This is a genomic window from Xanthobacter sp. (genome assembly GCF_041911315.1).
Taxonomy (GTDB): Bacteria; Pseudomonadota; Alphaproteobacteria; order Rhizobiales; family Xanthobacteraceae; genus Xanthobacter; species Xanthobacter aminoxidans.
In genome coordinates this window covers 65,461-83,350 of sequence record NZ_JAYRPE010000034.1, presented here as the reverse complement: position 1 = coordinate 83,350, position 17,890 = coordinate 65,461, and the positions used below count along the sequence as shown (strand labels likewise).

The 17,890-nt window shown below is 67.2% G+C and carries 16 protein-coding genes; 12 read left to right on the top strand and 4 right to left on the bottom strand.

The features are described from left to right. The first annotated feature begins 6 nt into the window (after positions 1-6). From ACE3QW_RS11380 to ACE3QW_RS11355, 6 genes are read left to right on the top strand one after another with little or no spacing between them, the layout of a single operon-like run. Entirely contained in the window at positions 7-996 is a 990-nt protein-coding gene (locus ACE3QW_RS11380; protein WP_374251603.1) for a TRAP transporter substrate-binding protein, read from the top strand. A 55-nt stretch (positions 997-1,051) separates the two neighbouring features. Continuing rightward, positions 1,052-1,627 (top strand): TRAP transporter small permease, encoded by a 576-nt coding sequence (locus ACE3QW_RS11375; RefSeq protein ID WP_374251602.1) that lies wholly within the window; start codon positions 1,052-1,054, stop codon positions 1,625-1,627. Between the two features lie 15 nt (positions 1,628-1,642). Beyond that, complete coding sequence (locus ACE3QW_RS11370; protein WP_024280315.1) at positions 1,643-2,923, top strand: TRAP transporter large permease; 1,281 nt, start codon at positions 1,643-1,645, stop codon at positions 2,921-2,923. Positions 2,924-2,982: 59 nt separating this feature from the next. After that, the gene (gene kduI, locus ACE3QW_RS11365; RefSeq protein WP_374251601.1) at positions 2,983-3,822 is read left to right on the top strand and encodes a 5-dehydro-4-deoxy-D-glucuronate isomerase; all 840 of its coding nucleotides are present in this window, start codon (positions 2,983-2,985) and stop codon (positions 3,820-3,822) included. Further along, entirely contained in the window at positions 3,819-4,580 is a 762-nt protein-coding gene (gene kduD, locus ACE3QW_RS11360; protein WP_374251600.1) for a 2-dehydro-3-deoxy-D-gluconate 5-dehydrogenase KduD, read from the top strand. The genes kduI and kduD overlap by 4 nt, the downstream gene beginning before the upstream one ends. Before the next feature lie 12 nt (positions 4,581-4,592). Further along, complete coding sequence (locus tag ACE3QW_RS11355) at positions 4,593-4,943, top strand: cupin domain-containing protein (protein WP_024280312.1); 351 nt, start codon at positions 4,593-4,595, stop codon at positions 4,941-4,943. 3 nt (positions 4,944-4,946) lie between these two features. Here the strand turns inward: ACE3QW_RS11355 and ACE3QW_RS11350 are convergent, their stop codons facing one another. The 3 genes from ACE3QW_RS11350 to ACE3QW_RS11340 form a co-directional block, all read right to left on the bottom strand. After that, on the bottom strand, positions 4,947-5,270 hold the full coding sequence (locus ACE3QW_RS11350; RefSeq protein ID WP_374251599.1) for a DUF167 family protein: 324 nt from the start codon (positions 5,268-5,270) through the stop codon (positions 4,947-4,949). Positions 5,271-5,280: 10 nt separating this feature from the next. Then, on the bottom strand, positions 5,281-5,571 hold the full coding sequence (locus tag ACE3QW_RS11345; protein ID WP_024280310.1) for a YggT family protein: 291 nt from the start codon (positions 5,569-5,571) through the stop codon (positions 5,281-5,283). A 97-nt stretch (positions 5,572-5,668) separates the two neighbouring features. Next, complete coding sequence (locus tag ACE3QW_RS11340) at positions 5,669-5,875, bottom strand: hypothetical protein (protein ID WP_374251598.1); 207 nt, start codon at positions 5,873-5,875, stop codon at positions 5,669-5,671. 211 nt (positions 5,876-6,086) lie between these two features. Here ACE3QW_RS11340 and ACE3QW_RS11335 point away from each other — a divergent pair, with 211 nt between their 5' ends. The 4 genes from ACE3QW_RS11335 (at position 6,087) to ACE3QW_RS11320 (ending at position 10,059) form a co-directional block, all read left to right on the top strand. Continuing rightward, a complete protein-coding gene (locus tag ACE3QW_RS11335; RefSeq protein ID WP_024280308.1) occupies positions 6,087-7,040 on the top strand; it encodes an acetyl-CoA carboxylase carboxyltransferase subunit alpha in 954 nt (317 codons plus the stop codon). Positions 7,041-7,269: 229 nt separating this feature from the next. Beyond that, positions 7,270-8,466 (top strand): murein L,D-transpeptidase family protein, encoded by a 1,197-nt coding sequence (locus ACE3QW_RS11330; RefSeq protein WP_197022918.1) that lies wholly within the window; start codon positions 7,270-7,272, stop codon positions 8,464-8,466. A gap of 16 nt (positions 8,467-8,482) precedes the next feature. After that, positions 8,483-9,340 carry an FkbM family methyltransferase gene (locus ACE3QW_RS11325; protein WP_374251597.1) on the top strand — a complete coding sequence of 286 codons (858 nt, stop codon included), beginning with the start codon at positions 8,483-8,485 and terminating at the stop codon, positions 9,338-9,340. An 89-nt stretch (positions 9,341-9,429) separates the two neighbouring features. Next, on the top strand, positions 9,430-10,059 hold the full coding sequence (locus ACE3QW_RS11320) for a Pr6Pr family membrane protein (protein ID WP_374251596.1): 630 nt from the start codon (positions 9,430-9,432) through the stop codon (positions 10,057-10,059). Positions 10,060-10,110: 51 nt separating this feature from the next. On the opposite strand, the gene secA is transcribed toward ACE3QW_RS11320, so the two are convergent. Then, complete coding sequence (gene secA, locus ACE3QW_RS11315; RefSeq protein ID WP_374251595.1) at positions 10,111-12,891, bottom strand: preprotein translocase subunit SecA; 2,781 nt, start codon at positions 12,889-12,891, stop codon at positions 10,111-10,113. Positions 12,892-13,279: 388 nt separating this feature from the next. On the opposite strand from secA, the gene ACE3QW_RS11310 reads away from it, so the two are divergent. Continuing rightward, positions 13,280-14,596, top strand: coding sequence for an efflux RND transporter periplasmic adaptor subunit (locus ACE3QW_RS11310; RefSeq protein ID WP_374251594.1), 1,317 nt, complete (start codon positions 13,280-13,282; stop codon positions 14,594-14,596). 27 nt (positions 14,597-14,623) lie between these two features. Continuing rightward, positions 14,624-17,845, top strand: a complete 3,222-nt coding sequence (locus tag ACE3QW_RS11305; protein WP_374251593.1) for an efflux RND transporter permease subunit — start codon at positions 14,624-14,626, stop codon at positions 17,843-17,845. Positions 17,846-17,890 lie beyond the last annotated feature (45 nt).

Here is a 17,890-nt window from a genome sequence, read left to right as displayed (position 1 = left end):
ACGCCCATGCTGACCCGACGCCGACTGACCTCCCGCGCCGCCGCGCTCGCGCTCTCCGGCCTTGCGCTCTCGGCGCTGCCGGCGATGGCACAGACCACGCTGCGGTCCGCCGACATCCATCCGGACGGCTACCCCACCGTCGAATCCGTGAAGTATTTCGGCGAGATCATCGAGAAGAAGTCGAACGGCAAGTACAAGGTTCAGGTCTTCTCCTCCGGCCAGCTCGGCGGCGAGAAGGACACCATCGAGCAGACCCGCTTCGGCGTCATCGATCTCAACCGCATCAACACCGCGCCGTTCAACAATCTGATCCCCGAGACGGCGGTGCTCGGCATGCCGTTCCTGTTCCGCTCCACCGATCACATGTACAAGGTGGTGGACGGCCCCATCGGTGCGGAGATCGCCAAGGCCTTCGAGCCGCACGGCCTCGTGGTGCTGGGCTTCTTCGATAGCGGCGCCCGCTCCATGTACAATTCCAAGAAGCCCATCAAGACCCTCGACGACATGAAGGGCATGAAGATCCGGGTGCAGCAGTCGGACCTCTTCATTGCCATGATCAACGCCCTCGGTGCCAACGCGACGCCCATGCCTTTCGGCGAGCTTTACTCCGGCCTGCAGACCGGCCTCGTGGACGGCGCCGAGAACAATTATCCCTCCTATGATTCCGTGAAGCATTACGAGGTGGCGAAATATTATTCGCTCACCGAGCATTCGCTGGCGCCGGAGGTGTTCGTGATGTCGAAGCGCGCCTTCGACAAACTGAGCCCGGACGAGCAGAAGATGTTCAAGGAGGCCGGGCTTGAGGCCACCAAGAAGATGCGCGAGCTGTGGGCCAAGCGCGATGTCGAGGCCAAGGATCACGTGGTCAAGGGCGGCGCCATCATCAACGAGGTGGACAAAAAGCCCTTCATCGACGCCATGAAGCCGGTCTACGACAAGTTCGTCACCACCGACAAGATGAAGGACCTCGTCGCCCGCATCCGGGCGGTGAACTGAAGGCGCGGCACCGGCCGGGCCTGCGCGCCCGGCCATCCCCGGGAGGCGCAGCGGCATGAACATCAAGTCCAGCGAGCGTTCCGGCGGGAGCGGAGAGGCTGCAAGGCCGGCTCCGCTGCTCGCGCTGAGGCGCGTGGTGCGTGTCCTGTCGGCGGTGGCGCTGTGGATCTCCGGCGCCGGCCTCGTCGCCATGACGGCGGCGGTGTTCTGGCAGGTGATCGGCCGCTACGTGCTGAACGCCTCGCCGAGCTGGACCGAGCCGCTGTCCTTGCTGCTCATGAGCTGGTTCATCCTGCTCGGCGCGGCGGTGGGCGTGCGCGAGAACATGCATCTCGGCTTCGAGATCGGCCTGCACTTTGCCACGCCGCCGGTGCGGCGCGTGATGGAGATTGCGACCCACGTCCTCGTCATGGGCTTCGGCGGTGCCATGGCCTGGTACGGCTGGGACCTCGCCATGGGCACCTGGAGCGCCAAGATGGCGGGCGTGGACCTGCCGCAGGGCGTGGACTACCTGCCGCTGGTGGGCGGCGGCGCGCTCATCTGCCTGTTCTCGTTCGAGCGGCTCCTCACCGACCTCACCGAGGGGCGGGTGCCGGAAGTGCCGCTCGCCCATGTCCACACCGTGGAATGACGCCGGACCAGACCCATGGCCATCACCATCCTCTTCGGCGTCTTCGCGCTGCTCCTCGTCATCGGCACGCCGGTGGCCTTCTGCCTCGGCCTCGCCTCGCTGGCGACGGTGCTCTATCTCGATCTGCCGCCGGTGGTGGTGTTCCAGCAGCTGAATTCGGGCATGAACGCCTTCTCCATGCTGGCCATCCCCTTCTTCATCTTCGCCGGTGACCTGATGATGCGCGGCGGCATCGCCGACCGGCTCATCGGCATGGCGGCGAGCCTTGTGGGGCATCTGCGGGGCGGCCTCGGCCAGGTGAACGTGGTGGCCTCCACCCTGTTCGGCGGCATCTCCGGCTCGGCGGTGGCGGACGCCTCGGCCATCGGCGGCATCATGATCCCCCAGATGGCGCGCCACGGCTATGCCAAGGACTATGCGGTCAACGTCACGGTGAACTCGGCCATCATCGCGCTGATGATCCCGCCGTCGCACAACATGATCATCTATTCCCTGTCGGCGGGCGGCACGATCTCGATTGCGGACCTGTTCACCGCCGGCATCATGCCCGGCCTCCTGCTCGCCGCGGCGATGATGATCACGGCCTACATGGTGGCGCGCAATCGCGGCTATCCCGCCGGCACCTTTCCCGGCTGGTATGCGGTGCTGCGCTCGGTGGTGGCGGCCATCCCCGGCATCATGCTCATCGGCATCATCTTCGGCGGCGTGCGTTCGGGCATCTTCACCGCGACGGAAAGCTCCTGCATCGCCGTCATCTATGCGCTGCTGGTGACGACCTTCGTCTACCGGGAGATGGACTGGGCGGGCTTCGTGGAGGCGACGCTGGGCGCGGTGCGCACCACGGCCATGGTGCTGCTCGTCATCGGCACGGCGGCGTCCTTCGGCTGGCTCATGGCCTTCCTCCAGGTGCCCAAGGCCACCATCGAGCTGATGCAGGCGGTCTCGTCCAACCCCTACGTCATCCTGCTGCTCATCAACATCATCCTGCTCATCCTCGGCACCTTCATGGACATGGCGCCGATGATCATCATCTGCACGCCCATCTTCCTGCCTTTGGTGAAGGCCTTCGGCATCGATCCCGTGCATTTCGGGGTGATCCTCATCCTCAATGCCGGCATCGGGCTGAACACGCCGCCCGTGGGCTCGGTGCTGTTCGTGGGCTGCGCGGTGGGCAAGATCACCATCGGCGAGGCGATGAAGACCATCTGGCCCTTCTTCGGCGCCTCCGTCGCGGTGCTGATGATCGTCACCTACGTGCCGGCCGTGTCACTCTGGCTGCCGGCCGTGTTCCGCTAGCCGTCGTTCCGCTCGTCCCTGTTCTGCTCGTCCCTGCTCTCCTGCCCCGAGACTGCCCCATGATGATCGACGTGCGCCACGTGCACCACCAGGACGCCACACGCGGCTTCGACACCGAGGCGCTCAGGCGCAACTATCTGGTGGAGCGCCTGTTCGAGCCGGGCATGGTGCTGCTCACCTACAGCCATGTGGAGCGCTTCGTCATCGGCGGGGCCATGCCGGTCACGGTGCCGCTGGCGCTGGAGAGCGACAAGGCCACCATCGGCTCGCCCAACTTCCTCGACCGGCGGGAGCTGGGCGTCTTCAACATCGGCGGCGCCGGCAAGGTGCGCGTGGACGGCGTTGCCCATGCGCTGGGGAACCGGGACGCCATCTATGTGCCCATGGGCACGAAGGAGGTGCTGTTCACCTCCGACAGCGCCGATGTGCCGGCCCGCTTCTACCTGCTCTCCACGCCCGCCCATGCGCGCCACGAGACCAAGGTGGTGCGGATCGCGCAAGCCAGGAAGATGCTGCTGGGCGAGGCCGCCACGGCCAACCGGCGCACCATCTACCAGATGATTCACCCTGACGTGGTGACCTCCTGCCAGCTGGTGATGGGCATGACACAGCTGGACGAGGGCAATGTGTGGAACACCATGCCCTGCCACGTCCATGACCGGCGCTCCGAGGTCTATCTCTATTTCGACCTCATGGCGGACGCCCGCGTCATCCATTTGATGGGCCAGCCGACCCAGACGCGCCATATCGTGGTGGCGGACGGGCAGGCGGTGATCTCGCCGCCCTGGTCCATCCATTCCGGCTGCGGCACGCGCGCCTACACCTTCATCTGGGGCATGGGCGGCGACAATATCGACTATACGGACATGGACATGGTTGCCATGGACCAACTGAAGTGAGTGTCGTGAATCCGTTTGATCTGTCCGGCCGCAGGGCCGTCGTCACCGGCGCCAATACCGGCCTCGGCCAGGCCATCGCCGTCGCGCTCGCGCGGGCCGGCGCGGGCGTGGTGGGGGTGGGCCGCTCCGCCATGGACGAGACCGCCGCTTTGGTGGCGGCCGCCGGCGGCAGCTTCACCGCCGTCCGCGCCGACCTCGCCACCCTCAAGCCCATCGACCGCATCGTCGCCGAGGCGGAGATCGGCGGGCGCGTCGATATCCTCGTCAACAATGCCGGCATCATCCGCCGCGCCGACGCCATCGACTTCACGGAAGAAGACTGGGACGAGGTGATGGACGTGAACCTCAAGTCCACCTTCTTCCTCACCCAGGCCTTCGCCCGGCGCATGCTGGCGGACGGGAAGGGCGGCAAGGTCGTCAACATCGCCTCCCTGCTCTCCTTCCAGGGGGGCATCCGCATTCCGTCCTACACGGCGAGCAAGAGCGGGCTGGCCGGCCTTACGCGCCTCCTCGCCTGCGAATGGGCGGCGAAGGGCATCAATGTGAACGCCATTGCCCCCGGCTATTTCGTCACCAACAACACCGAGGCCCTGCGCGCGGATGCGGATCGCAATGCGGCCATCCTCGGCCGCATCCCGGCCGGCCGCTGGGGCGACCCGACCGATATCGGCGGCGCGGCGGTGTTCCTCTCATCGCGGGCGGCGGATTATGTGCATGGTATCGTGCTGCCCGTGGACGGCGGCTGGCTGGCGCGCTGAAAGGATCAAGAGATGAGCGAGAAGGGCAACGTCTTCGCCTTCGCCGAGACCACACCGGTGGAGGTGCTGGACGAGGTGGTGAGCCGGCAGATCCTCACCTTCAACGACGAGATCATGCTGGTCCGCGTCATCGCCCGCGCGCCGGGGCAGATGGGCGTGCCGCACAGCCATCCGCACACGCAGATCACCAGCGTGGAAAGCGGCCTGTTCGAGCTGACCATTGGCGGGCGGACAGAGCGGCTGAAGGCGGGGGACAGCTTCTATGTGCCGTCCGGCGTCCACCACGGGGCGGTGTGCATCGAGCCCGGCGTGCTGGTGGACGTGTTCACGCCCATGCGCGAGGATTTCGTGAAGCCCGCCTGAGGCTCATTTCCCCGCGGCGGCGGCAAGCTTCGCCGCGAGGGCCGGGCCATCGCCGGTAATGCGGAAGGTCTTCACCCGCGCCGTCGCGCCCGAGGTGAGCCGGACCCGGGAGGCGGCGACGCCGGCCGCGCCGGCCACCACCTTGGCGACGGCGGCGGTGGCGGCGCCATCCTCCGGCGCCACTCGCACCCGCACCTTCAACACCTCGCGCCCGTCCGAGAGGGCAGCGACGCCGTCCACGGCATCGCGCCCGCCGCGTGGCGTCGCGCGCACCGTCACCTCCACGCCGTCCGGCAGGACGCGCAGGAAGGACGGGTCGGTCGCCACGGCAGCCGGCTCAGAACACGTAGGGGTAGATGTAGTAGGCGATGACCTGCTGCAGGAAGAAGATCAAGAGAATCAGCACCATCGGCGACAGGTCGATGCCGCCGAGATTGGGCAGCACGTTGCGGATGGGCGCGAGCAGGGGCTCCGTCACACGGAACAGGAACTCGCCCACGTTCCGCACGAACGAGTTGTACGGATTGACGACGTTGAATGCGACCAGCCAGGACAGCACGGCCGCGGCAATGAGAATCCAGACATAGAGCTGGAGAACGACAAGGATAACGTCGAGCAGCGCGCGCATCGTCGGAAGGGTCCCCGGGAAGTGGCGTGCCAGCAATAGCCCCAGCAGCCCCCCGGGAACAAGGCCGGCCGCCGGCCCCCGGCGTCGGCCGGCTGCGTCAGCCGGTCGCGTCCGGGTCCTGCGGCTTGTCGGGATCGGCCAGGGCGCCGGCCCCCGGCGTCTTCTCGGGATCGGTCAATTGCGGCTTGGCATGGGGGCCGGCGGCCGGCTTCTGGCGCTGCGCCTCCGGAGGGCGCTCCTCGGCGGCAGGGGCGGGCGGATGGCCCTGCTTGGCCTTCTGCGGCGTCGCGTCTTGCGGTTTCATGACAGCCTCCATGATGTCACCATGATTTGGGGACAACGCTCCCCGCTCGGTTCCGTTGCAGCGTCGCCTTGCCTCACGGCAGGGCCGCGCGACGGGCCTTTTGTTCGCGCCGCGCGCCGACTTGATCTGGCGACCTTGACTTGACCGCGTGGCAAAGGCAGCTTCCCGCCGCTTTAGGGGGCGCCGACCTCCTCAAACCTCACGGACCCTCATGCGCAGCTATCTGGACTTCGAGAAGCCGGTTGCCGAACTCGAGGCCAAGGTGGAAGAGCTGCGTGCGCTCTCCTCTTCCGGCGACGGCGTGGCCATCACCGACGAGGTGCTGAAGCTGGAGGGCAAGGCGCGGGACGCCCTGGTCGCGCTCTATGCGAATCTGACGCCCTGGCAGAAGACGCTGGTGGCCCGCCATCCGCAGCGGCCGCATTTCGCCGACTTCGCCCGCGGCCTGTTCGAGGACTTCACCCCGCTCGCCGGCGACCGCAAGTTCGGCGAGGACGAGGCCATCATCGGCGGGTTCGCGCGGTTCCGCGGCGAGGCGGTGTGCGTGCTGGGCCACGAGAAGGGTTCCAGCACCGAGACCCGCATCCGGCACAATTTCGGCATGGCCCGCCCCGAGGGGTATCGCAAGGCCGCCCGCATCATGGAGCTGGCCGACCGCTTCGGCGTGCCCATGATCTCGCTGGTGGATACCGCCGGCGCCTATCCCGGCATCGGCGCCGAGGAGCGCGGACAGGCCGAGGCCATCGCCCGCTCCACCGACGCCTGCCTCGCGCTCTCCGCCCCCAACGTCGCCCTCATCATCGGCGAGGGCGGCTCCGGCGGCGCCATCGCCATCGCCACCGCCAACAAGGTGCTGATGATGGAGCACGCCATCTACAGCGTGATCTCGCCGGAAGGCGCGGCCTCCATCCTGTGGCGCGACACCGCCAAGGCGCAGGACGCGGCCACCAACATGAAGATCACCGCGCAGGACCTGCTGCGGTTCGGCGTCATCGACGGCATCGTGAAGGAGCCGGCCGGCGGCGCCCACCGTGACGCGGACGCGGCCATCGCGGCGGCGGGTGACGCCATCGCCGATGCGCTGTCCTCCCTCGCCGGCCTCGACGGCGCGCAGGTGCGCAAGGCGCGCCGCGACAAGTTCCTCGCCATCGGCCGCTCCCTGTGAGGGGCGCGGTTTCGCGGCCACAGCGGTAAGGAATCCTTAACCATGGCGCTGCGGCATGGGGGATCGGCGACGGACCTTCCCCATCTTGGCCGCATTTGCCTTATTTTCTCCATCGAGCCGGAGCGGCGTTGATAACGTCGCGTCAAGGGGGACCGGTTAGCCTTCTCGGCCTGATTGGCCGGTCCGGACCCGGGAGTTTGCGTTGAGCCGCTTCGCCATGAGCCGTCCGATGACGACCCCTTCCTCGCGCTTCGCTTCGCGCCTGCGCATGGCTGGCCTTGCCGCCTGCGCGGCCCTCGCCCTCGCGGGCTGCAACGCCACCGATTCCGAGGTCGCGCGCAAGGCCAACAAGCCGCTGTCGCCGGAGATGGTGTCGCTGCTGGCCAAGAAGGACATGGCGCCGTCGACGCCCATCCTCGTCCGCATCTTCAAGCAGGAATCCGAGCTGGAGGTCTGGAAGGTCACGTCCGAGGGCAATTATGCCCTGCTCAAGACCTATCCCATCTGCCGCTGGTCCGGTGAGCTCGGCCCCAAGGTGGGCACCGGCGACCGTCAGGCGCCGGAGGGCTTCTACACCATCACCCCCGGCCAGATGAATCCGAACTCCAGCTATTATCTGGCGTTCAACCTCGGCTTCCCCAACGCCTATGACAAGGCCTACGGCCGTACCGGCGACTTCCTGATGGTGCATGGCGACTGCTCGTCCTCGGGCTGCTACGCCATGACCGACGACCAGATTTCCGAGATCTTCTCCCTCGCCCGCGAGAGCTTCGCCGGCGGGCAGCGCGCCTTCCAGGTGCAGGCCTATCCCTTCCGGATGACGGCGAAGAACCTCGCCCGCTACCGCAACAACCCCAACATGGCCTTCTGGCGGAACCTGAAGCAGGGCTCCGACCATTTCGAGGTGACGAAGCAGGAGCCGAAGGTGTCGGTCTGCAACCGCACCTACGTGTTCGACGCGACGCCCGCGCCGGGCCGCGCCTTCGATGCCGCCCAGGCCTGCCCGCCCTATCAGGTGGCGCCGCAGATCGCCTCCGCCGTGGCCGCCAAGCAGCGGGCCGACGATGCGCAGTTCGCCGCGCTCTCCACCTCCGCGCCCGTTGCCCCGGTGAAGACCGGTGCCGATGGCGGCATGCATCCGATCTTCCTCGCCAAGCTCAAGGAGCGCGAGACCGGCCAGCTCTCCTACACCCAGGCGCCCGGCCGGCTGCCGGAATACGTGAACCCGCCCAAGGAGACCGCCGCCAAGCTCCAGGCCGACGCGCTTCTGCGCGCCGACGAAGGCGACGGCGCCCCGGCCAGCACGGGCTCGGTGGCGGCTCCGGCCGATCCCGCCAATTCGGGCGCCAAGACCCAGCCAGTGGTCACAGCAGCGGCAAGGCCCGTCGCCGCCTCGGCGTCCACCGCCACCAGCGCCGCGCGGTGACAGGAAAGGGACCGGAGTGACAGACGCCACGCCGTCCCAGCTCGCGCTGCTGCTCCGCCCGGAGCACCTCACCCGGGTGGTGGATATCGGCGCGAATCCCATCGATGGCGATCCGCCCTACAAGCCCCTTCTCGCCCGGCGCCTGTGCCGCGTCGTCGGCTTCGAGCCCCAGCCGGAGGCGTTGGCCCGGCTGAACGCGGCCAAGAGCGATCTGGAGACCTATCTGCCCCACGCGATCGCCGACGGGCAGCGCCGGACGCTCCACGTCTGCGCCGCGTCCGGCATGACGAGCCTGCTGGAGCCAGATCCGCACGTCCTCTCCCATTTCCCCGGTCTCGGTGATTGGGGCCGCGTGCTGGATCGTCGGCAGATCGACACGGTTGCCCTCTCGGCCGTGCCGGAGATCGACGGCATCGAGATGCTGAAGATGGACCTCCAGGGCGGCGAGCGCACGGTGCTGGACGGCGCCGGCGACACCCTCGCCGAGGCGGTCTGCATTCAGCTCGAGGTCTCGTTCGTGCCGCTCTACAAGGGCCAGGCGACGTATGGGGAGATGGACCTTGCGCTCCGGGCGCGGGGGTTCATCCCGCACATGATGGCATCCACCAGCCGGCGGATGATCCTGCCCATGCGCGGACCCGACGTTTACGCCGCCCTGAACCAGCTGGTGGAGGGCGATGCGGTCTATGTGCGCAACTTCCTTGAGCCGGACGGCATGACGTCCGAGCAGCTCAAGCACCTCGTGCTCATCGCCCACTATTGCTACCGCTCGTTCGATCTGGCGCTGAACGGCCTGCACCACCTCGGGCGCCGTGGCGTGGTTTCGGCCGATGCGGCGGGGCAGTACATGCGCATCGTCCAGACCGGCGGCTGATTGCGGCCCGGCCATGGCCTTGCCCATGGCCGATGCTTCGGCCTACCCTTTTTCCACGCCCGGGGGGGCGCGGCCGGGGGAGGCGGGGCATGGGGCATGATGTGTGGTGCCGGCGGATGGCCGCGCTCACGGCCGTGGTCGGCTGGGCGGCCCTGATCCTCCAGCTCGTCATCGTGGTCCAGAAGATGGCGGCGGTCGGCCAGGGGTTCGGCCCCGCGCTGTGGCGCTTCCTCGGCTTTTTCACCGTGCTCACCAATCTGGGCGTCGCCATCGTCGCCACGGAGATCGCGCTGGGCGGGCTGCATGCGCTCACCGGGGCGCGGGCGCGGCTGACGGCGGTGGTCTCCATCGTGCTGGTGGGCATCATCTATGCGCTGCTGCTGCGCCATGTGTGGAACCCGCAAGGCGCGCAGCTTGTCGCCGACCGCCTGCTGCATCAGGCGGTGCCGGTGCTGTTCCTGATCGTCTGGCTGGTGGGGCCGCACGGTCGGCTGCGGCTGGCCGATACGGTGTGGGCCATGGCGCCGCCGCTGGCCTATCTCGTCTACGCGCTGGCGCGGGGCGAGGCGGACGGCTGGTATGCCTACTGGTTCCTCGACCCGGCCAAGCTCGGCGCGGAAAAGATGGCGCAGAATGCCGTGGTGCTGGCGGTCGTGTTCTTCACCGCCGCGCTGATCTTCGTCGGTGTCGACCGGGCGATCGGCCACCGCCGCGGCTGAACCTGAAGTCTCAAAGCCCGGTGCGGTGGGGCCGCGCCGGGGAAGGCCGCCTCAGGCGAAGCGTCCGTGGCAGTGCTTGTACTTCTTGCCCGAGCCGCAGGGGCAGGCCTCGTTGCGGCCCACCTTGCCCCAGGTGGAGGGGTCGTTCGGGTCGCGCTCCATCACCGCCACGTCGCCGGACAGCAGCGGCTCCGGCCGCGCGCCGAGGGCGGCACCGATGCTCGCCATCTCGTCCTCGCCGGTGAAGGGGTCGAGATGGTGTGCCTCCATGGGGGGCAACTCCTCCTCCATGGGCTGCTGGGTGACGATCTCCACCCGCATCAGCTGGGCAGTGACCACCTCGCGCAGGCGGTTCAGCAGCGCGGAGAAGAGGTTGAACGCCTCGGACTTGTACTCGTTCAGCGGATCGCGCTGGGCATAGCCGCGCAGGCCCACCACCTGGCGCAGGTGGTCGAGCATGGCGATATGCTCGCGCCAGAGATGGTCGAGGGTCTGGAGAAGGATGGACTTCTCCACATAGCGCATGATGTCCGGCCCGTACTGGGCGGTCTTGGCGGCCATCCATTCGTCGGCGCGGCGGGTGATGCGCTCGGTGACCTCGGGGCCGGCGATGCCTTCTTCCTTGGCCCAGTCCTTCACCGGCAGCTCGATGCCGAGCACTTCCTTGATGGCGGTGTCGAGCCCGTCCACGTCCCACTGCTCGGGATAGGCGTTCTCGGGAATGAACTTGGCCACCGTCTCGGTGATGAGGGCATGGCGCATGTCCTCCACGGTCTCGGCCACGTCCTCGTCGTTCATCAGCTCGAGGCGCTGCTCGAACACCACCTTGCGCTGGTCGTTGAGCACGTCGTCATACTTGAGGACGTTCTTGCGCATGTCGTAGTTGCGCGCCTCGACCTTCTGCTGCGCCTTCTCCAGGGCCTTGTTGATCCAGGGATGGATGATGGCCTCGCCTTCCTTCAGGCCGAGGCGCTGCAGCATGCCGTCGAGCCGGTCCGACCCGAAGATGCGCATCAAGTCGTCGTCCAGCGACAGGAAGAACTTGGAGTGGCCGGGGTCGCCCTGGCGGCCGGAGCGGCCGCGCAACTGGTTGTCGATGCGCCGGCTCTCATGGCGCTCGGTGCCGAGCACGAAGAGGCCGCCGGCGGAGAGCGCCTTCTGCTTCAGCTCCTCCACCTCGGCACGGATGCGCGTCTCGGCGGAGGTGCGCTCCTCGCCCTCGGGGAGGTCCTTCAGCTCGGCCGCGATGCGCATGTCGGCGGCGCCGCCCAGCTTGATGTCGGTGCCGCGGCCGGCCATGTTGGTGGCGATGGTGATCGCGCCCGGCACGCCGGCCTGGGAGACGATGTACGCCTCCTGCTCGTGATAGCGCGCGTTCAGCACGGCGAAGGCCTTGCCCGAGCGGTCATGGGCGAAGGCGGCGGGATCGGAGAAGTCGATCTGGTGGAAGCCGGCCTGCTTCAGCAGCTCGGCCAGCAGCTCGGACTTCTCGATGGAGGTGGTGCCCACGAGCACGGGCTGGCCGCGCGCGCTGCACTCCTTGATGAGCTCGATGATGGCGGCGTACTTCTCGCCGGCCGACCGGTACACCTCGTCATCGTCGTCGATGCGCGAGACCGGCACGTTGGTGGGCACTTCCACCACTTCGAGCTTGTAGATGTCCTGGAACTCGGCCGCCTCGGTCGCCGCCGTGCCGGTCATGCCGGCGAGCTTCTCGTAGAGGCGGAAATAGTTCTGGAAGGTGATGGAGGCGAGCGTCTGGTTCTCCGGCTGGACCTGGACGCGCTCCTTGGCCTCCAGCGCCTGGTGCAGGCCTTCCGAATAGCGCCGGCCCGGCATCATGCGGCCGGTGAACTCGTCGATGATGACGACCTCGTCGTTGCGCACGATGTAGTCCTTGTCCCGCTGGAACAGGGAGTGCGCGCGCAGCGCCTGGTTCACGTGGTGCACCACCGAGACGTTCTCGATGTCGTAGAGGCTCTCGGACTTCAGCAGCCCGGCCTCGGTGAGCATCTGCTCCATCTTCTCCATGCCCGCTTCCGTCATGGAGACGGAGCGCTGCTTCTCATCCACCTCGTAATCCTCCTTGGAGAGGCGGGGGATGTACTGGTCGATGGTGTTGTAGAAGTCCGAGCGGTCGTCGAGCGGGCCGGAGATGATGAGGGGCGTGCGCGCCTCGTCGATGAGGATGGAGTCCACCTCGTCGACGATGGCGTAGAAGTGCGGCCGCTGCACCATGTGGGCGCGCTCGTACTTCATGTTGTCGCGCAGGTAGTCGAACCCGAGCTCGTTGTTGGTGGCGTAGGTGACGTCGCTGGCGTAGGCGGCGCGGCGCTCGTCGTCGTCGAGGCCGTGCACGATGATGCCGGTGGACAGGCCGAGGAAGCGGTAGAGCTTGCCCATCCACTCGGCGTCGCGCTTGGCGAGGTAGTCGTTGACCGTCACCACGTGCACGCCCTTGCCGGCCAGCGCGTTGAGGTAGACGGGGAGGGTGGCGACCAGCGTCTTGCCTTCACCGGTCTTCATCTCGGCGATGGAGCTTTCATGCAGCACCATGCCGCCGATGAGCTGCACGTCGAAGTGGCGCATGCCGAGCGCGCGCTTGGCGCCTTCGCGCACGGTGGCGAAGGCGGGCACCAGCAGGTCGTCGAGGGTGGTCTTGCCCTCGGCCAGCTGGCGGCGGAAATCCTCCGTGCGGGCCCGCAGCTGGTCGTCGGAGAGGGATTCCAGCTCCTTCTCCAGCGCATTGATGGCCTGTACGCGGGGACGATAACCCTTCACCCGGCGATCATTCGCGGAGCCAAAGAGCTTGCGGGCAAGTCCACCAAACATGGGTTTCTCTATTCCGTTCCGTCAGGTCTGAAGGAGGGCGGAGACGGACCGCCGGACCTCCGGGCAACGATGCGCGCCGTTGGACACCCGCAATGGGGCGTCAGCAAGTCCGAAGGCGAGGCAGGCGGGCGCAGCGAACGAACGCGCAGCCGCAACCGCCCCGCTTCCGCGGGCAGCACACCATGCGGACACTTATGAACGGGTCGGTGCAATGTCAATGCGAGGACGGTGCGGCCGCGCGCGCCGAAGGCCGATCTGCCGGAGCGTTGCCGCGCTGCACAGGTGCGGGGGCAATCTGCACGGAAGGGCTTTGCGGACAATTCCTTTCATGGACACGCAATAACCCGCTGCTTAGTATCCGCCGCATCTGCACAGTGGGGGTATGGGTATGGTGGGGGGTATCCGGGTGTCGGGTCGGCTGGGCTACGCGAGCGTGGCCCTCGGGGCTGCCTTCCTCCTGTCCGCGTGCGAGGAAAAGAATACCTACGTACCCCCGCCGCCGCCCAAGGTGACGGTCGCGACCGTGCTGGAGCAGCCGGTCACGCGCTTCCTCGAACTGACCGGCAATACCGCCGCCATCAATTCGGTGGACCTGAACGCCCGCGTCCAGGGCTTCCTCACCAACATCAATTACAAGGACGGCGCCTTCGCCAAGAAGGGCACCACCCTGTTCGTGATCGAGCAGGACACCTACATCGCCCAGGTCGACCAGGCGAAGGCGCAGCTCGCCGCCAACCAGGCGTCGCAGGTGCAGGCCGAGGCCGAATACAATCGGCAGGCCCAGCTCGCCAAGCAGGACTTCGCCTCGCAGGCGACCCTCGACCAGGCCCGCGCCAAGCGCGATTCCGCCGTGGCCGAGGTGGCCAACGCCCAGGCCTCCCTGCAGCTCGCGCAGATCAATCTCGGCTATACCCAGGTCAACGCGCCCTTCGACGGCGCGGTGACGGCCCATCTTCAGGATGTCGGCGCTCTCGTGGGCTACAGCGGCCCCACCAAGCTTGCCACCATCGTCCAGCTCAACCCGATCTGGGTGTGGTTCACGCTCAGCGAGCAGGAGGTGCTGCGAATCAAGGAGCAGCTGGCCAAGCAGGGCCGCTCCCTCACCAGCCTTACCCGCGACCTGCCGGACATCCCGATCGAGATCGGCCTCCAGACCGAGACCGGTTATCCCCATGCCGGCCGCATCGACTACATCGCGCCGCAGGTGGACCCCAACCTCGGCACGCTCACCGTGCGCGGCATCTTCCAGAACGACGACTTCGTGCTGCTGCCCGGCCTGTTCGCCCGCGTGCGGGTGCCGCTCGGCCACCCGGCGCCGACCGTCCTCGTTCCGGATTCGTCGATCAGCTACAACCAGCTCGGCCCCTATGTGCTCACCGTCAGCTCGGACAACGTGGTGGGGCAGACGCAGATCACCCTTGGCCAGCTTCAGGCGGACGGCCTGCGCGCCGTGCTCAGCGGCCTGAAGACCACGGACCGCGTCATCATCAACGGCATGCAGCGCGCCGTGCCCGGCTCCAAGATCGACGTGGAGGTGGGCAAGATCGTCGCCATCGCCCCGCCGGTGGACGACGGCACCAAGCCCCTGCCGAAGCCGGCGGGCGTCGCTCCGGCCAATGCTCCGGCCCGCGCCGTTCCCTCGGTGCCGCCCGCTCCCACTGCTCCGGCGACGCCGGGTGCCACCCCTGCGACGCCGAAGAACTGACCCGCGCTCGAACCTGAGGCAGCGCCCATGATTTCGCGCTTTTTCATCGAGCGGCCGGTCCTCTCGAACGTCCTCGCACTGGTCTTCGTGCTGATCGGCCTCGTCTCGCTGATCCGCCTGCCGGTGTCGCAGTATCCGAACATCGTGCCGCCCACGGTGTCGGTCTCCACCTCCTATCCGGGCGCGTCCGCCAAGACGATGATCGACACCGTGGCCCTGCCCATCGAGCAGCAGGTCAACGGCGTCGAAGGCATGATCTACATGCAGTCGTGGTCGGCCTCGGACGGCACCTACACGCTGGTCGTCTCCTTCGCCATCGGCACCGATCCGAACATGGCGCAGGTGCTGGTGCAGAACCGCGTCAACATCGCCCTCGCCTCGCTGCCCACGGCGGTGCAGGCGCAGGGCGTGACCATCCTGCAGAAGGGCACCTCGATCCTCGAGTTCGTGACCCTGATCTCGCCGGACGGGCGCTATGACGGCCTGTTCCTGAACAATTACGCCATCATCAACATCCAGAACGAGCTGGAGCGGGTGGCGGGCGTCGCCAACGTCGCGGTGTTCGGCACCGGCACCTACGCCATGCGCGTGTGGATGGACCCGGACCGCATGCAGGCGTTCGGCCTGACCCCCACCGACGTCTCGAACGCCATCCAGAAGCAGAGCCAGCTCGTCACGCCCGGCCAGCTCGGCCTGCCGCCGGCGCCGTCCAACGCCTCGTTCCAGTACACGGTGAACGTCTCCGGCCGTCTCGACGACGTGAAGGACTACGAGAATATCATCGTCAAGGTGGACAATTCCGACGGCGGCCGGATCGTGCGCATCCGCGACATCGGCCGCGTCGAGCTCGGCGCGCAGAGCTATTCCAAGGACTTCATGCAGGACAACAAGCCTGCGGCCGGCATCGGCATCTTCCAGCTTCCCGCGGCCAACGCGCTCGACGTGGCCAAGCGCGTGGCGGCGAAGATGGAAGACCTGAAGAAGAACTTCCCCGAAGGGCTCGACTACGCCATCCCCTTCGACACGACCCTGTTCGTGACCGCCTCCATCGACGAGGTGTGGAAGACCCTGTTCGAGGCGGCGGTCCTCGTTCTCGTCGTCATCCTGCTGTTCCTGCAGGACTGGCGCGCGACGCTGGTGCCCGCGACGACCGTGCCCGTGACCATCATCGGCGCCTTCGCCGCCATGGACGCCATGGGCTTCACCATCAACCTCTCGACCCTGTTCGCCATCATCCTCGCCATCGGCATCGTGGTGGACGACGCCATCGTCATCGTGGAAGGCGTGGCGCGGCACATCGAGGAGGGCATGGCGGGACAGCCGGCGGCCGAGAAGGCCATGGACGAACTGTTCGGCCCGGTGGTGGGCATCACCCTGGTGCTGATGTCGGTGTTCCTGCCGGCCTCGTTCATTCCCGGCCTGTCAGGCCAGATGTTCAAGCAGTTCGCCCTCGTCATCGCGGCGACCGCCTTCATCTCGGCCATCAACGCGGCGACCCTGAAGCCGACCCAGTGCGCCCTCTGGCTGCGCCAGCCGGTGCCGCCGGAGCAGCGCAACTTCATCTATCGCGGCTTCAACGCCATCTATGCCAAGGCGGAGCACTGGTACACCGGCGTCATCAGCCGCATGGTGCACCATTCCAAGCTGATGGTGCTCATCGCCATCGCGCTCATGAGCGTCGCCGGCTATGGCCTCACCCGCATCCCGACGGCCTTCCTGCCCATCGAGGACCAGGGCTACTTCCTCGCCCACGTCCAGCTGCCGGACGCCTCGAATCTCAACCGCACCAAGAAGGTGATGGCGGATGTCTCCGAACGCATCCGCAAGGTGCCGGGCGTGCAGACCGTGCTCGCCATCTCCGGCATCTCGGTGCTCGACAACTCGTCCACCCTTGCCAATGCGGGTGTCACCTACATCACCCTGACCCCCTGGGACGTGCGCTACGCCACCAAGGGGCAGGATCTGCTCTCCATGTATCAGAACCTGAACGCGGCGGTGGCGGGCGTCGAGGAGGCGGAGGTGGTCATCCTCGTGCCGCCGGCCATCCAGGGCATCGGCAACGCCGCCGGCTTCACCATGCAGCCGCAGATCCGCAACGGCAATTTCGACTACCAGCTTCTGGAGCAGATCACCGCGTCCATGGTGGACAAGGCGCGGGCGCAGTCGGCGCTTTCCCACGTGTCCTCCTCGTTCCGCGCCGGGGCGCCGCAGATCCAGGTGGACGTGAACCGGATCAAGGCGGAGACCCTGGGCATCACGGTGGGCCAGGTGTTCAGCACCATCTCGTCCTATCTGGGCTCCACCTACGTCAACCAGATCAACAAGTTCGGCAACGTCTTCCAGGTCTACATCCAGGCTGACGCGGGCTTCCGCGTGACCCCGGCCGACCTGATGCAGCTGAAGGTGCGCTCGCCCACCCAGAACGCGATGATCCCCCTCGGCACCGTGGTGGATGTCAAGACCGCCCTGGGGCCGCCGCTGATCTCGCTCTACAATCTCTATCCCTCGTCCACCATCGTCGGCTCTAACGCCGCGGGCTTCTCGTCGGGCCAGGCGCTGTCGCTGATGGAGCAGATTGCCGCCTCGACCCTGCCCCCGGGCACCGGATTCGAGTGGACTGCCATGTCCTACCAGGAGAAGGCGGTCGGCAATCAGATCTACTACGTGTTCGGGCTCGCCATCCTGCTCGTCTACTTCGTGCTGGCCGGCCAGTATGAGAGCTGGATCCAGCCCATGTCGGTGATCCTTGCGGTGCCGCTGGCGCTGCTCGGCACCGTCAGCGCGCTGCTGGGCCTCGGGGTGGCGAACAACCTCTACACCCAGATCGGCCTCGTGCTGCTGATCGCGCTCGCCTCCAAGAACGCGATCCTCATCGTCGAGTATGCTCGCGAGAAACGGGCGGAGGGCATGGAGATTATGGATGCGGCGGTGGAGGCCTCGCGCCTCCGGTTCCGCCCCATCCTCATGACCTCCTTCGCCTTCATCCTCGGCGTGCTGCCGCTGGTGTTCGCCACCGGCGCCGGCGCCAACTCGCGCAAGTCCATCGGCATCGCGGTGGTGTCGGGCATGCTCGCCTCCACCTGCCTCGCCGTGCTGTTCGTGCCGTCCTTCTACACGGTGCTCCAGCGCTTCGAGGAAGGCCGCAAGGGCAAGAAGAAGTCCAGCGCCGGCCATGGTGCTGGAAATGCCCCGCCCGCGCCGCCGCCGGCCCCGGACGCCGGCGTGCCCCCGGCGCCCGCATCTGCCTGATCCGGACGCGTGTGCATTGCCTCTTCCTTCGGCAACTGCCCTCGA

Excerpts from the sequence above, each read along its gene's own strand:
- kduI (WP_374251601.1), top strand. The coding sequence starts at position 2,983 with ATGATGATCGACGTGCGCCACGTGCACCACCAGGACGCCACACGCGGC.
- ACE3QW_RS11310 (WP_374251594.1), top strand. The coding sequence starts at position 13,280 with ATGGTGGGGGGTATCCGGGTGTCGGGTCGGCTGGGCTACGCGAGCGTG.
- ACE3QW_RS11320 (WP_374251596.1), top strand. The coding sequence starts at position 9,430 with ATGGGGCATGATGTGTGGTGCCGGCGGATGGCCGCGCTCACGGCCGTG.
- ACE3QW_RS11335 (WP_024280308.1), top strand. The coding sequence starts at position 6,087 with ATGCGCAGCTATCTGGACTTCGAGAAGCCGGTTGCCGAACTCGAGGCC.
- ACE3QW_RS11345 (WP_024280310.1), bottom strand. The coding sequence starts at position 5,571 with ATGCGCGCGCTGCTCGACGTTATCCTTGTCGTTCTCCAGCTCTATGTC.
- ACE3QW_RS11355 (WP_024280312.1), top strand. The coding sequence starts at position 4,593 with ATGAGCGAGAAGGGCAACGTCTTCGCCTTCGCCGAGACCACACCGGTG.
- ACE3QW_RS11380 (WP_374251603.1), top strand. The coding sequence starts at position 7 with ATGCTGACCCGACGCCGACTGACCTCCCGCGCCGCCGCGCTCGCGCTC.
- secA (WP_374251595.1), bottom strand. The coding sequence starts at position 12,891 with ATGTTTGGTGGACTTGCCCGCAAGCTCTTTGGCTCCGCGAATGATCGC.
- ACE3QW_RS11340 (WP_374251598.1), bottom strand. The coding sequence starts at position 5,875 with ATGAAACCGCAAGACGCGACGCCGCAGAAGGCCAAGCAGGGCCATCCG.
- ACE3QW_RS11305 (WP_374251593.1), top strand. The coding sequence starts at position 14,624 with ATGATTTCGCGCTTTTTCATCGAGCGGCCGGTCCTCTCGAACGTCCTC.
- ACE3QW_RS11330 (WP_197022918.1), top strand. The coding sequence starts at position 7,270 with ATGACGACCCCTTCCTCGCGCTTCGCTTCGCGCCTGCGCATGGCTGGC.
- ACE3QW_RS11370 (WP_024280315.1), top strand. The coding sequence starts at position 1,643 with ATGGCCATCACCATCCTCTTCGGCGTCTTCGCGCTGCTCCTCGTCATC.
- ACE3QW_RS11375 (WP_374251602.1), top strand. The coding sequence starts at position 1,052 with ATGAACATCAAGTCCAGCGAGCGTTCCGGCGGGAGCGGAGAGGCTGCA.